The following is a 13,952-nucleotide window of genomic DNA, read 5'->3' on the forward strand; positions in this document are numbered from 1 at the left end:
TTTGCCATAATGCGCGCTGCCTATTTTCTGCTATGAGATGCTGATGTCTGAAACGAACTCCCTGAACGCGCTAAATCAACGTTTCCGAGGTTTCTATCCTGTGGTGATCGATGTCGAAACCGCAGGCTTTAACGCGCAGACCGATGCGCTGCTGGAGATCGCCGCCACCACGCTGAAAATGGACGAAGATGGCTGGCTGCACCGCGACCAGACGCTGCATTTCCACGTCGAGCCTTTTGAAGGTGCGCTGCTGCATCCAGAGGCGCTGGCCTTTACCGGCATCGACCCCAGCAACCCGCTGCGCGGCGCAATTAGCGAATATGAGGCGCTGCACGCCATCTTCAAGATGGTGCGCAAAGGCATCAAGGATCACCACTGCAATCGCGCCATTATGGTGGCGCACAACGCAACCTTCGATCTCAATTTTATGATGGCCGCCGCGGGACGCGCCGGGCTGAAGCGCAACCCGTTCCATCCGTTCGCCACCTTCGACACCGCCGCGCTGAGCGGGCTGGTGCTGGGGCAGACGGTGCTGGCGAAAGCCTGTAAAGCGGCGGGCATGGATTTTGACAGCACGCAGGCGCACTCCGCCCTCTACGATACCGAACAGACGGCCACGCTGTTTTGCGAGCTGGTAAACCGCTGGAAACGGCTGGGGGGCTGGCCGCTGCCGATGGCGGCGAGCGACGACGCTGACGCAACGCCGGAACAGGCGTAAAAAAAAGGCCGACTTGCGTCGGCCTTTTCTATTCTGCTGCTGTTATTCCGCTTCTTTGTGCTTCTCTGCCGTCTCTTTGATCAGGGACTGCAGTTCGCCGCGCTGGAACATCTCCACGATAATATCGCAGCCGCCGACCAGCTCGCCGTCAACCCACAGCTGCGGGAAGGTCGGCCAGTTGGCGTATTTCGGCAGCTCGGCGCGAATATCTGGGTTCTGCAGAATATCCACGTAAGCAAAGCGCTCACCGCAGGCAGAAAGCGCCTGCACCGCCTGCGCAGAGAAACCGCAGCTTGGCAGTTTCGGCGAGCCTTTCATATACAGCAGGACCGGGTTTTCTGCGATCTGGCGCTGAATTTTTTCTACAGTACTCATAATTGCCTTCCTTAATTCCTTACTTCGTGTTTGTTTATTGTAGCGACTTCGCCCCATCCCTGAAAACGACATTTTCTCGCTTGCCGGACGAAACCGCCATGTTTGTTAAGTTCTTGCGTAAAGTTCTGACTTTTTCTGACGATAATCAAAACTTAAGCCATTCATAACTGGTAATAACTTTGCTGCTATAACCTGCTGAAATCGCTCATTTATGAGTCAGATGCAACCCTGTAACAGTTTAATAGAAAAATGGCTTAACTTTTGAAAAAAACCTGGCTTAGAATGGCCCCGGCGCTGATCTCCGATCAGATTTTTCTAACCTCGTTACGGCCTGTTGTCGTAACCGCTAACCCTGTAACCGGACTATGCGATTACTGATTACGCTCTTGATATTAGCTTTCGCGCAGCTTTTCATGAACATCGCTTCGGCCTCGCCGCAAGCGCCGGTTAAAGCCAGCCTGCATAAGGCAGAGAAAAAAAGCGCGCGCGAAGATGAGCGACGCAAACGGCGACCGGTTAAAACCAGCGCGAAAAAAACGCGCCCTTCTACTGCGCAAAAACTCAAACTGAAAAAGCAGAAGAAAATCGAAACGGCCGCCCTTTCTCATTCCGCCGGCGAAACGAAAAAATCCCTGAAGTCTTCCCGTAAGCAGCGCTATGGCCACCAGCGCACGCTGAGCAGCGCCAAAGTTGCAACTTCTTCGCTGCTGGACGCCGATGACGGCGGCACCATCAAAATGAGCAAGTCCCACCGCCTGCGCTACCAGAAAGCGCGCGAAACGGCGATGACCAAGCTGATGGGTCAGCTGGGCAAGCCTTATCAATGGGGCGGCACGTCGCCGCACACCGGTTTCGACTGCAGCGGCCTTGTCTGGTACGCCTATAAAGATCTGGTGAAGTTCAGAATTCCGCGCACTGCCAACGAAATGTATCACCTGCGTGACGCCGCGCCGGTGAAGCGCGAGTCGCTGGAGAAAGGCGATCTGGTCTTTTTCCGTATCAACGGTCGCGGCACCGCCGATCACGTGGGGGTCTACCTCGGCAACGGTAAATTTATTCAGTCGCCGCGCACCGGAAAAGATATCCAGATCAGCGGGCTTTCAGACGATTACTGGCAGCGTCACTATATCGGCGCGCGCCGCATGATGACGCCGAAAACCATTCGCTAAACGCCATAAAAAAACCGGGATTTTCCCGGTTTTTTTATCGCTGTCGTTAGTGCATGACGGCGGTAAAGCTAAAGGCCACAATCATCAGCAGCGCCGCGCCCGTGGTCACCAATGCCAGTTTCAAATCAGTGCTCATTACCTCTCCTTATCCACACAGTTTTCAGGGTCTTCAGGGATTTTCCCATAGTTACCGGTAAAAATCTCGTTTTATCCCGCAAGCCTTGTTAGAATCCCCGGCTTTGTTGCGCAACTGACGCAACGCTGATGCCGTTCGCACGCAACAGCCCCTGTTTTGTCCTGCCCAGTGAGTATTTCACCGACAAAAACTGTAGCGAATTAACAGAAATCTCGCTTAGCGGACGCAAACGTTTAACATTATGCTTATCAGTGAGTTATTGGTAAGCCTGGAGTCTCTTTTTAATGGCAACAATTAAAGATGTCGCGAAGCGCGCGGGTGTCTCCACCACCACCGTTTCCCACGTGATCAACAAAACGCGCTTCGTTGCGGAAGAGACGCGCAACGCCGTCTGGCAGGCGATTCAGGAATTACACTATTCGCCCAGCGCCGTGGCGCGCAGCCTGAAGGTCAATCACACTAAAACGCTGGGGCTGCTCGCCACCTCCAGCGAAGCGCCCTATTTTGCGGAAATCATCGAAGCGGTCGAGCATCACTGCTTCGAACGCGGCTACACCCTGATCCTCGGTAACGCCCATAACGATCTGCAGAAGCAGCGCGCCTACCTGTCAATGATGGCGCAGAAGCGCGTCGACGGCCTGCTGGTGATGTGCTCCGAGTATCCGGACGATCTGCTGAAGATGCTGGAAGAGAACCGCAATATTCCGATGGTGGTGATGGACTGGGGCGAATCGCGCGGCGACTTTACCGATACCGTGCTCGATAACGCCTTCCAGGGCGGCTATCTGGCGGGCCGCTATCTGATCGAACGCGGCCATCGTGATATCGGCGCGATCCCCGGCCAGCTGGAGCGTAACACCGGCGGCGGCCGCCATGCGGGATTTTTGAAAGCGCTGGAGGAAGCGGGCATCTCGGTGCGTCCCGAGTGGATCGTGCAGGGCGATTTCGAGCCGGAATCGGGCTATCAGGCGATGCAGCAAATCCTGCAGCAGAAGCAGCGCCCGACGGCGATCTTCTGCGGCGGCGATATTATGGCGATGGGCGCGATCTGCGCTGCCGACGAGATGGGGCTGCGCGTGCCGCAGGATATTTCGGTGATCGGCTATGACAACGTGCGCAACGCGCGCTACTTTACCCCGGCGCTCACCACCGTGCATCAGCCGAAAGCCCAGCTCGGCGAAAAAGCGCTGGAGATGCTGCTGGATCGCATCACCAGCAAACGCGAAGTGTCGCAGACCATTGAAGTGCATCCCACGCTGATTGAGCGTCGTTCAGTCGGCGACGGTCCGTTCCGCGACTACCGCCGTTAATCTTCGCTTAACCACTCCTGATTGAGCGTTTGCGCATCGCCGAGATAGCTGAGCAGCCAGCTGAGCGCCGGCGATGCGCCCGCTTCCGACCAGCTCACGCAGCAGGGACTTTCCGGAAAGGCGGTTGGCAGCGTCAGCTCAACCAGCTCCCCCTTATCCAGCAGCGGGCGCGCCACATGGCCCGGCATCATCGCCACGCATAACCCATCCAGCACGCAGGCCAGCCCCGCCTGCCAGTCCGGCACCACCAGACGCCGCTGGTTATCCAGCGTCCAGGTCATGCGGCGCGGCAGCGCGCGCGAGGTATCCTCCAGCACCAGCGAGGGCCAGGCGCGCAGTGCGTCATCGTCGAGCTGCGGCTGCTGCGTCAGCGGATGCTGGCGCGCCACCACGCAGCGCCAGTTCAGCGCGCCCATATCGCGAAAGGAAAAGCGCCCGCCCACCGGGATCGCCTGGGTGGCACCGATCGCCACATCGACGCGCCCGTCCGCCAGCGCGTCCCAGACGCCGTTAAATACCTCATAGCTGATATGCAGCTCCATATCGGGAAAGTGGCGATAGAAGTCAGTAACCAGCTGGCGGCTGCGCGGCAGCTTCACGATACAATCAACCGCGATGCTGAGCTTGCCGCGCCAGCCGTTCGCCAGCTGCTGACACTGCCTGCGGGTGGCGAGCATTTTTTTGATAACCTCGCGTCCTTCACGCACGAAATGCTCGCCTGCAGGGGTGAGGGCCACGTCGCGATGCTGCCGTTCGAACAGCGGCACCGCCAGCCAGCTTTCCAGCTGGCGCACCGTATAGCTGACGGCAGAGGGCACGCGGTGCAGCTCCTGCGCGGCGGCGCTGAAACTGCCGGTGCGCGCGACGGCATCAACAACTTCAAGCGCATATTCAGACCACATGCTTTTTCCTTTCAAAAATTTTCACAGCACTCTGCAAATATTAACGTTTCACAGCGGCGGGCGCACCCTTTTACACTTTGCCGCGTTCAACCTGCCTGACGAAAGATGAGATAAACACCATGCTGTCCTCAAAAGGATTTATGCCCTACCTCGCCCTGCTCAGTATGCTGGGCTTTCTGGCGACCGATATGTACCTGCCCGCCTTTGGCGCGATGCAGATGAGCTTCAATACCTCGCCCGGCATCATCAGCGCCAGTATGAGCCTGTTCCTGGCAGGCTTTGCCATCGGCCAGCTCTTCTGGGGCCCGCTCTCTGACCGCATCGGTCGAAAACCGGTGCTGCTGATGGGGCTGGGGCTGTTCGCGCTCGGCTGCGCCGGCATGCTGTTGGTGGAAAACGCGGCGCTGATGCTGGCGCTGCGCTTTATTCAGGCGATCGGCGTCTGCGCCGCGGCGGTGAGCTGGCAGGCGCTGGTGGTGGATCGCTATCCGCGCGCGCGCGCCAATAAGGTGTTCGCCACCATTATGCCGCTGGTAGCGCTTTCCCCGGCGCTGGCACCGCTGCTGGGCGCCTGGCTGGTTAGCCATTTTCACTGGCGTTCAATTTTTCTGGTGCTGACGCTGACCGGCGTCGCGCTGATGCTGGTGACGCTGCGTCTGCCCACCACCCGTCCGACGGCGAAGGCGACGGGGGATCAGCCGGGCTTTTTCTCGCTGCTGCGCTCCGGCGTCTATAGCGGCAACGTATTGATCTACGCCGCCTGCTCCGCCAGCTTTTTCGCCTGGCTGACCGGATCGCCCTTTATTCTCGCCGATGCGGGCCTGACGCCGGCGGACATCGGCCTGAGCTATATTCCGCAAACTATCGCCTTCCTGCTGGGCGGATTCGGCTGCCGCGCGCTGCTTAACCGCTATGCCGGTGCGCAACTGCTCCCCTGGCTGCTGGCCCTCTACAGCCTGAGCGTGGCGTCACTGTTCGGCGTGGCGCTCAGCGGCAGCCATAACCTGATCGCCCTGCTGCTGCCCTTCTGCGGCATGGCGCTGGCGAACGGCGCGATCTACCCGGTGGTGGTGTCAAACGCGCTGCTGCCTTTCCCCCACGCCACCGGTAAAGCCGCCGCGCTGCAAAATACGCTGCAGCTCGGCCTCTGCTTCCTCGCCAGCCTGGCGGTCTCTGCAGGTTTACAACAGCCGCTGCTGATGACTACGCTCATTATGGTGACCACTATTGCTCTGGCGCTAGCGGGCTACGTCTGGCAGCGACGCGCCAGCGCACAAACGGATATTGTCCACGCGACGACTCCCTGCCAGGATAATCACTAAGACAACTTTTATAGTTAGCGCCCTAACAATAAGTCGTTGAATACTGACCTGGTTGAGCATATACTCGATCAGGTCAATAAATCTGCAACAAATCAATAACATAATTGTTCTATTATTAGGCGAAGCTTATCGCCCGGATGGTGTCTGCGCGCGCGCTTTCTGCTGCGTCAGACAACGGTTTTCAGATCCAATCCTCTGTAAAACGTCGGATATCAGGCGCACGGAGCAATCCGTGACATTTCTCACAGGCCTTGAGAAATTGACTATTCTTTTTCTCAGGTTCAACGCGGACAGGTGATGGAGTAGCTATGAGTTCATCGTTAATAGAAGAAGTGAGCCTTGAAGAAAACCACTGGTATCGCATTGTCCATGAAATGCTGGAAAAGGCGGACATCGAAATCAACGGCAGTCGCTCCTGGGATATTCAGGTTAAGCATCCTGACTTTTTTAAGCGGGTGATTCAGGAAGGCTCACTTGGTCTTGGCGAAGCTTATATGGATGGCTGGTGGGAGTGCGAACGGCTGGATATGTTTTTTCACCGCGTGCTAAAGCACAAGCTGGACCAGCAGTTGCCGCACCACTTCAAAGATACGCTGCGCGTCGCCGCCGCGCGCCTCACCAACCTGCAGTCAAAAAAACGCGCATGGATCGTCGGTAAAGAGCACTACGATCTGGGGAACGACCTCTTCTCGCTGATGCTCGATCCCTATATGCAATACTCCTGCGCCTACTGGAAAGAGGCCGCGACCCTGGAGCAGGCGCAGGAAGCGAAGCTGGATATGATCTGCCGCAAACTGCAGCTGGAACCCGGTATGACGCTGCTGGATATCGGCTGCGGCTGGGGCGGGCTGGCCGAGTATGCTGCCCGCCACTACGGCGCGGTGGTGCACGGCGTGACCATCTCGGCAGAGCAGCAGAAGCTGGCGCAGCAGCGCTGCGAAGGACTCGACGTCACTATCCTGCTGCAGGATTATCGCGATCTTAACCAGCAGTTTGACCGCATCGTTTCGGTGGGTATGTTTGAACACGTTGGCCCGAAAAACTACGCCACCTACTTCGACGTGGTGGACCGCAACCTCAAGCCGGACGGCCTGTTCCTGCTGCATACCATCGGCGCAATCCGCACCGATATGAATGTCGATCCCTGGATTGATAAGTATATTTTCCCCAACGGCTGCCTGCCGTCGGTGCGCCATATCGCCGACGCCAGCGAGTCTCACTTTATCCTCGAAGACTGGCATAATTTCGGCGCAGATTACGACACCACGCTGATGGCCTGGTATGCGCGTTTTCTTGAGGCCTGGCCGCAGCTGGCCGAGAAGTACGGCGAACGCTTTAAGCGCATGTTTAGCTACTACCTTAACGCCTGCGCCGGCGCCTTTCGCGCCCGCGATATTCAGCTGTGGCAGGTGGTCTTTAGCCGTGGCGTAGAGGGCGGCCTGCGCGTCGCGCGCTAAACCGCAAAAATGAATAAGGCGCATGAAGCGCCTTTTTTATGCTTATTCGACGTCGGGCCGCAGGGCGGCGGCTTCGCGCTGCGCCAGTACGCGCTCGACGGTATCGACGATCGCCTGGGTGTGCGGATCGATCTCAATATTGACGCGGTGTCCCAGCTTCTTCGCGCCAAGCGTGGTGCGCTCGAGGGTTTCCGGGATTAAATAGACGCAAAATTTGCTTTTGGTCACTTCGCCCACGGTCAGGCTAATGCCGTCAATACCGACAAAACCTTTATGCAGAATATATTTCATCTGCGCCGGGTCCTGAATTTTAAACCAGACTTCGCGGTTATTTTCTGACTGGATAATTTTGCAGATTTCCGCAGTGGTCATAATATGGCCAGACATCAGGTGGCCGCCGATCTCATCGCTGAATTTCGCCGCGCGCTCAATATTGACCACGTCGCCTTCCTGCAGATCGCCTAAATTGGTAACGCGCAGCGTTTCTTTAATCAGATCGAAACTGACGCGGTTACCCTCAATCGCGGTAACGGTCAGGCAGCAGCCATTGTGCGCCACCGATGCGCCCAGCGCCAGCCCCGGCAGCAGCTCTTCCGGCAGCTCTGCGATATGGGTGCGAAACAGATCTTTTTCTTCAATGGACACAATCTTTGCGGTGCCCTGCACAATTCCGGTAAACATAGTTTTGGCCTCTGCGAAGTTTGCCCTAGCTTATCACAGCTTAGCGCGCGGATATTATTTCCGCGTCGCGTCCGCTTTACAGCCGCAATATAACGCACAGCGTGACAAAACTTGGTGAATCTTGTTAATGCCGCTACACTAACCGCGCATTTCTCTGGGATCACTCCCCTTTTCTTATTAAACAGGTGTTAACGTGCAGAAGTATTTAACAGAAGCGCGTCAATTGCTTGCCCTTGCGATTCCGGTCATCCTTGCTCAGGTGGCGCAGACCGCAATGGGATTTGTAGATACCATCATGGCCGGCGCGGTTAGCGCCACGGATATGGCCGCCGTTGCAGTCGGCACCTCTATCTGGCTTCCCGCCATTTTATTCGGCCATGGTCTTCTGCTTGCATTGACGCCAACCGTTGCGCAACTCAACGGCTCCGGCCGCCGCGAACGTATTGCTGAACAGGTGCGTCAGGCCTACTGGCTGGCCTTTTTCGTCGCCATTCTGATTATGGTGTTGCTGTGGAACGCCGGTTACCTGATTCGCGCCATGCAGGATATTGACGAACAGCTGGCGCTAAAGGCGGAAGGCTATCTCCACGCCCTGCTGTGGGGGGCGCCCGGCTATCTCTTCTTCCAGGTGATGCGCAACCAGTGCGAAGGCCTGTCGAAAACCAAACCCGGCATGGTGATGGGCTTTATCGGCCTGCTGGTCAATATCCCGCTGAACTGGATCTTTATCTACGGCCACTTCGGTATGCCGGCGCTGGGCGGCGTCGGCTGCGGCGTGGCGACCGGGTCGGTTTACTGGGTGATGTTCCTGGTGATGCGCCTGTGGGTGCGCCGCATGGGCGCCATGCGCGATATTCGCATGGCCTCTCGCTGGTCGCCGCCGTCGCGCGCCGTGCTGCAGCGCCTCTTTTCGCTCGGCCTGCCGGTGGCGCTGGCGCTCTTTTTTGAGGTCACGCTGTTCGCGGTGGTCGCGCTGATGGTGTCGCCGCTGGGCATTGTGGACGTGGCGGGCCACCAGATCGCGCTGAACTTTAGCTCGCTGATGTTCGTGCTGCCGCTGTCGCTGGGGGTCGCCACCACGATCCGCGTCGGCTACCGGCTGGGCCAGGGCTCGGCGGAGCAGGCGCGCGTCGCGGCCTGGACCGCGCAGGGCGTCGGCGTTTGCATGGTGGCGATAACCGCGCTGTTCACCGTGATCTTCCGCCATCAGATCGCCCTGCTCTATAACGACAATCCGGAAGTGGTCGCACTGGCGGCGCAGCTGATGCTGCTGGCGGCGATCTATCAGTTCTCCGATTCGATTCAGGTGATCGGCAGCGGCATTCTGCGCGGCTATAAAGATACGCGTTCTATCTTCTTTATTACCTTTATCGCCTACTGGCTGCTGGGGCTGCCCAGCGGCTATACGCTGGCGATGACCGACTGGGTGGTGCCGCGCATGGGCCCGGCAGGCTTCTGGTGCGGGTTTATTATCGGCCTGACCTCGGCGGCGGTCATGATGCTGTGGCGCATTCGCCGTCTGCAACAGCTGCCTGCGCAGGTCATCCTTGCGCGCGCGGCGCGCTGAGGCGTGTCGCCAGGAGAGACGAGCGGGCTGCGGCCCGTCGCTCTTCTGCGGGGTACCTGGCCCTGGAAAGCGCCTGTAACGTCCCGCCGCGCCTAAAAAAACGACGCATAGCGCAGTTGCTGGTCAGTCAGCACGAAAAAAGCGTTTTTCCCCTTGCCAGCGTTGCGGCGTGTCGTTAATATTCGTCCCCGCTGTCGCCCTGACAGCGTGTTGCGCTCTTAGCTCAGTTGGTTAGAGCACCACCTTGACATGGTGGGGGTCGATGGTTCGAGTCCATTAGAGCGCACCAAGTGCGTCCGTAGCTCAGTTGGTTAGAGCACCACCTTGACATGGTGGGGGTCGGTGGTTCGAGTCCACTCGGACGCACCAGTTTTTCTTAATGCGTTCTTAGCTCAGTTGGTTAGAGCACCACCTTGACATGGTGGGGGTCGATGGTTCGAGTCCATTAGAACGCACCACTCTTGCTTTTTTCCTCCCTTGCGCAACTTCACTTTTTCTTGATCTCCATCGTTTCCTTCTCTGCTTTTTAATTGGTTTTCGTATACTTAGCGACTATACTATCCCGCGTTGTTCCACTTGAAAGGTTTCAGCGCGGCGTGCCTATGGCGATAACTCTTACTCTTTGCGCAACACGCTCTTGTCGGTTTCCTGACGTAACCGCACAACTTCCCTGCACGCTCAGCCTTCGTCACCTATTCTTACGTTGTACTGTCCGTTTCGTTATCAACCAGAATTCTCATTTCGATGCGTCGTCATCGAATCCCAACCTTCATTATCCATCACAACTTACAGATAACCTGTCATGAAAAAGACCAAGATCGTTTGTACTATCGGCCCGAAAACCGAATCAGAAGAGATGCTGACCCAGCTGCTTGAAGCCGGCATGAACGTTATGCGCCTCAACTTCTCCCACGGCGATTACGCCGAGCACGGTCAGCGCATCGCCAACATGCGCGCGGTTATGCAGAAAACCGGCCGCAAGGCCGCTATCCTGCTCGACACCAAAGGGCCGGAAATCCGCACCATGAAACTGGAAGGCGGTAACGACGTCTCGCTGAAAGCGGGACAGACCTTTACCTTTACCACCGACCAGAGCGTGATCGGTAACAGCGAGCGCGTCGCCGTCACCTACGCTGGTTTCACTGAAGATCTGAAAATCGGCAACACCGTGCTGGTAGACGATGGTTTGATCGGCATGGAAGTAAAAGAAGTGACGGAAAACACCGTGGTGTGCACCGTGCTGAACAACGGCGACCTGGGTGAGAACAAAGGCGTTAACCTGCCGGGCGTCTCTATCCAGCTGCCTGCGCTGGCGGAAAAAGACAAGCGCGACCTGATTTTCGGCTGCGAGCAAGGCGTTGACTTCGTTGCCGCCTCCTTTATCCGTAAGCGTTCCGACGTGCTGGAGATCCGCGAGCATCTGAAAGCCCACGGCGGCGAACACATTCAGATCATCTCCAAGATCGAAAACCAGGAAGGCCTGAACAACTTCGACGAAATCCTGGACGCCTCTGACGGCATCATGGTGGCGCGTGGCGACCTGGGCGTAGAGATCCCGGTAGAAGAAGTTATCTTCGCGCAGAAGATGATGATCAAAAAGTGCAACAAGGCGCGCAAGGTCGTTATCACTGCAACCCAGATGCTCGACTCTATGATCAAAAACCCGCGCCCTACCCGTGCGGAAGCGGGCGACGTGGCGAACGCCATCCTCGACGGCACCGATGCGGTTATGCTCTCCGGCGAGAGCGCCAAAGGGAAATACCCGCTGGAGTCAGTGACCATCATGGCCACCATCTGCGAACGTACCGACCGCGTGATGAAATCGCGCATCGACTCGCTGGAAGACTCACGCAAGCTGCGCATCACGGAAGCGGTGTGTCGCGGTGCGGTAGAAACCGCTGAGAAACTGGAAGCGCCGCTGATTGTCGTGGCGACCGAAGGCGGCAAATCGGCCAAGTCAGTGCGCAAATACTTCCCGGACGCCACTATCCTTGCGCTGACCACCAACGAGACCACCGCGCGCCAGCTGATCCTGAGCAAAGGCGTTGAAACGCGTCTGGTGACCGAGATCGCTTCTACCGATGATTTCTACCGCATCGGCAAAGAAGCCGCTCTGGAAAGCGGCTACGCGCAGAAAGGCGACGTCGTGGTAATGGTTTCCGGCGCATTAGTACCAAGCGGTACCACAAATACGGCATCTGTACACGTCATTTAATGTTCGTGAGCATTTATTTTAAAGCGCCTTTAGGGGCGCTTTTTTTATTCCGTCACTAATACAAAACCGGGAAATTTCCAATCGATAATAACTATTCAATATCCTCCGAAATTAAGGTTAATCCGATTAAATCTCTCTGTTTTCGCTAAATATTTTTATCATGTGCGGTCAGGCGCTGCTTCTTTGAGCGAACGATCAAGTTTAAGCATGTTCTCATCAAAAATTTATTCTCAACTTAAAAAGCTTTGTGTAATACTTGTAACGCTACATGGAGATTAACTCAATCTAGAGGGTATAAAGAATGAATCGTACTAAACTGGTACTGGGCGCGGTAATCCTGGGTTCAACTCTGCTGGCTGGCTGCTCAAGCAACGCTAAAATCGACCAGCTGTCTTCAGACGTTCAGACTCTGAACGCTAAAGTTGACCAGCTGAGCAACGACGTGAACGCAATCCGTTCTGACGTGCAGGCTGCTAAAGATGACGCAGCTCGCGCTAACCAGCGTCTGGACAACCAGGCTCACTCTTACCGTAAGTAAGAGTTCTGGTATTAAAAATGGCGCCCATGTGGCGCCATTTTTTTTGCTCTGATTTTGCCGCCACAGCGTGGCGGCGTCTGTCTGATTCAGGGATTCGCCTGCGCGCTCTGCGTCTGCTCTGACGCTGCCTCAGACGGCTGCGTTACCGCCTCACCGCTCGATACCAGCACCGGCATACCAGAACGACGCTCCAGGGCCGCTTTAATCAGCGCGCTGTCGCTCTGCGGACTCTTTATAAACTTCTTCAGCGCAGGGCTAAGCGCTATCGGCATCGTCTGCGGGTCGTCTTTATCGCTGTGCGACAGCGGCTGGTGTACCTCGATGTAGCGCTTTCCGTCCGGCTCGACGGCATACTTCACCGGCTGATTGATTACCTGCACGCGCGTCCCCTTCGGCACGCTGTTAAACAGCGCCTCGATATCCTGCGGACGCAGACGAATGCAGCCGGAGCTGACGCGCATCCCGATGCCGAAATCGGCGTTGGTGCCGTGGATCAGATAATTGCCGCTACCGCGCGCCAGACGCAGCGCAAACAGCCCCATGGGGTTTTCCGGGCCGGCTGGCACCACTGCCGGCAGCGTCACGCCCTCTTTGGCGTAGCGCTTGCGAATATTAGGGGTGGGTGTCCAGGTGGGATTAGGGATCTTCTGGCTGATACTGGTCACCATTACCGGCGTCGCCGCGCCCAGCTGGCCGATGCCGATGGGGTAGACAATGACCTTATCCTCGCCTTTGGGGTAGTAATAGAGGCGCAGCTCGGCGAGATTCACCACAATCCCCTCGCGTGGCGTATCTGGCAGCAGCATCTGCTGCGGCACCACCAGCTGCGTGCCAGCCTTTGGCAGCCAGGGATCGGTGCCGGGATTGGCCTCCAGCATGCTCAGCAGCCCAATCTGGTACTTTGCCGCAATCGCTTCAAGGGGACGCTTATCGTCGGGAACGGTGGTTAACTGGTTTTCGCCGATAAGGCGGCTGTCGGCGGAAGGAAGCGGATATTCCGTGGAGAAAGCCGGGGCAGCGAGTCCAACGCTTAGCAGCAGCGCACCGGCAAAACGTAAGGCTGATTTCATGCAATCTTCTCTTTCAGATAAAAAAACAGACGCCTGTTGGCGTCTGCTAGTTTAACTCAGAGGAGATTTTGAGCGTTATGGCGAATTGCCCGAATCATCGCCTCAAGGCCCTGCGACCGCGAAGGCGTCAGATGCTGGGTCAGCGCCAGCTCGGCGAACCAGTGGCGCACGTCCAGCGCGACGATATCGGCCGCCGTCAGGTTTTGATAGAGGCTAAACACCACTGCAATCAAGCCCTTAACGATAGCCGCGTCGCTGTCCCCTTCAAACGCCAGGGTGCCGTCGGGCTGCGGCGTCATCTTGATCCACACCTGGCTCTGACAGCCGGAGATGACGTTTTCCGGCTGATGCAGGCTTTCAGATGATTCTGGAAGTTTCCCGCCCAGCTCAATGATGTAGAGGTACTTCTCTTCCCAGTTGGCGCAACGGTTAAAGTTGCGCACCAGTTTCTCTTTATCTGGCAACGTAGCCATCACTTACTCCTGAACTCTG

The 13,952-nt window shown here is 56.9% G+C and carries 14 protein-coding genes and 3 tRNA genes; 11 read left to right on the forward strand and 6 right to left on the reverse strand.

Going from position 1 to position 13,952, the window contains the following annotated elements; translation table 11 throughout:
* The first annotated feature begins 43 nt into the window (after nt 1–43).
* Nucleotides 44–718 (forward strand): ribonuclease T, encoded by a 675-nt coding sequence (gene rnt / locus LB453_RS13135; RefSeq protein WP_103795894.1) that lies wholly within the window; start codon nt 44–46, stop codon nt 716–718.
* 42 nt (nt 719–760) lie between these two features.
* On the opposite strand, the gene LB453_RS13140 is transcribed toward rnt, so the two are convergent.
* On the reverse strand, nt 761–1,096 hold the full coding sequence (locus LB453_RS13140) for a Grx4 family monothiol glutaredoxin (protein ID WP_179256429.1): 336 nt from the start codon (nt 1,094–1,096) through the stop codon (nt 761–763).
* A gap of 362 nt (nt 1,097–1,458) precedes the next feature.
* Between LB453_RS13140 and LB453_RS13145 the strand changes: the two genes are divergently transcribed.
* A complete protein-coding gene (locus LB453_RS13145) occupies nt 1,459–2,262 on the forward strand; it encodes a C40 family peptidase (protein ID WP_103795630.1) in 804 nt (267 codons plus the stop codon).
* 46 nt (nt 2,263–2,308) lie between these two features.
* Here LB453_RS13145 and LB453_RS13150 read toward each other — a convergent pair whose 3' ends face one another.
* Nucleotides 2,309–2,398, reverse strand: a complete 90-nt coding sequence (locus LB453_RS13150) for a YnhF family membrane protein (protein ID WP_103795629.1) — start codon at nt 2,396–2,398, stop codon at nt 2,309–2,311.
* Nucleotides 2,399–2,682: 284 nt separating this feature from the next.
* Here LB453_RS13150 and purR point away from each other — a divergent pair, with 284 nt between their 5' ends.
* A complete protein-coding gene (gene purR / locus LB453_RS13155) occupies nt 2,683–3,708 on the forward strand; it encodes an HTH-type transcriptional repressor PurR (RefSeq protein WP_103795628.1) in 1,026 nt (341 codons plus the stop codon).
* Here the strand turns inward: purR and punR are convergent.
* The gene (gene punR, locus LB453_RS13160; protein WP_103795627.1) at nt 3,705–4,610 is read right to left on the reverse strand and encodes a DNA-binding transcriptional activator PunR; all 906 of its coding nucleotides are present in this window, start codon (nt 4,608–4,610) and stop codon (nt 3,705–3,707) included. The genes purR and punR overlap by 4 nt on opposite strands.
* A 119-nt stretch (nt 4,611–4,729) precedes the next feature.
* Here punR and punC point away from each other — a divergent pair, with 119 nt between their 5' ends.
* Nucleotides 4,730–5,932, forward strand: coding sequence for a purine nucleoside transporter PunC (gene punC / locus LB453_RS13165; protein ID WP_103795893.1), 1,203 nt, complete (start codon nt 4,730–4,732; stop codon nt 5,930–5,932).
* A 308-nt stretch (nt 5,933–6,240) separates the two neighbouring features.
* Nucleotides 6,241–7,389, forward strand: coding sequence for a cyclopropane fatty acyl phospholipid synthase (gene cfa / locus LB453_RS13170; protein WP_103795626.1), 1,149 nt, complete (start codon nt 6,241–6,243; stop codon nt 7,387–7,389).
* A 42-nt stretch (nt 7,390–7,431) separates the two neighbouring features.
* Here the strand turns inward: cfa and LB453_RS13175 are convergent, their stop codons facing one another.
* A complete protein-coding gene (locus tag LB453_RS13175; RefSeq protein WP_103795625.1) occupies nt 7,432–8,070 on the reverse strand; it encodes a riboflavin synthase subunit alpha in 639 nt (212 codons plus the stop codon).
* A 193-nt stretch (nt 8,071–8,263) separates the two neighbouring features.
* Between LB453_RS13175 and LB453_RS13180 the strand changes: the two genes are divergently transcribed.
* From LB453_RS13180 to LB453_RS13205, 6 genes are all read left to right on the forward strand, one after another.
* Nucleotides 8,264–9,637, forward strand: a complete 1,374-nt coding sequence (locus tag LB453_RS13180; RefSeq protein WP_103795624.1) for an MATE family efflux transporter — start codon at nt 8,264–8,266, stop codon at nt 9,635–9,637.
* 212 nt (nt 9,638–9,849) lie between these two features.
* Nucleotides 9,850–9,926, forward strand: a tRNA-Val gene (locus LB453_RS13185).
* A gap of 3 nt (nt 9,927–9,929) precedes the next feature.
* Nucleotides 9,930–10,006: transfer RNA gene (locus LB453_RS13190), tRNA-Val, on the forward strand.
* 12 nt (nt 10,007–10,018) lie between these two features.
* A tRNA-Val gene (locus tag LB453_RS13195) sits at nt 10,019–10,095 on the forward strand.
* 344 nt (nt 10,096–10,439) lie between these two features.
* A complete protein-coding gene (gene pykF, locus LB453_RS13200) occupies nt 10,440–11,852 on the forward strand; it encodes a pyruvate kinase PykF (protein ID WP_103795623.1) in 1,413 nt (470 codons plus the stop codon).
* 301 nt (nt 11,853–12,153) lie between these two features.
* Entirely contained in the window at nt 12,154–12,390 is a 237-nt protein-coding gene (locus tag LB453_RS13205) for a major outer membrane lipoprotein (RefSeq protein WP_007374746.1), read from the forward strand.
* Nucleotides 12,391–12,476: 86 nt separating this feature from the next.
* Here LB453_RS13205 and LB453_RS13210 read toward each other — a convergent pair whose 3' ends face one another.
* Together LB453_RS13210 and sufE are read right to left on the reverse strand one after the other, a co-directional pair.
* Nucleotides 12,477–13,460 carry a L,D-transpeptidase family protein gene (locus LB453_RS13210; protein ID WP_103795622.1) on the reverse strand — a complete coding sequence of 328 codons (984 nt, stop codon included), beginning with the start codon at nt 13,458–13,460 and terminating at the stop codon, nt 12,477–12,479.
* Nucleotides 13,461–13,516: 56 nt separating this feature from the next.
* Nucleotides 13,517–13,933 carry a cysteine desulfuration protein SufE gene (gene sufE / locus LB453_RS13215; RefSeq protein ID WP_103795621.1) on the reverse strand — a complete coding sequence of 139 codons (417 nt, stop codon included), beginning with the start codon at nt 13,931–13,933 and terminating at the stop codon, nt 13,517–13,519.
* Nucleotides 13,934–13,952 lie beyond the last annotated feature (19 nt).

The organism is Pantoea agglomerans, from assembly GCF_020149765.1.
GTDB classification, from domain to species: Bacteria; Pseudomonadota; Gammaproteobacteria; order Enterobacterales; family Enterobacteriaceae; genus Pantoea; species Pantoea alvi.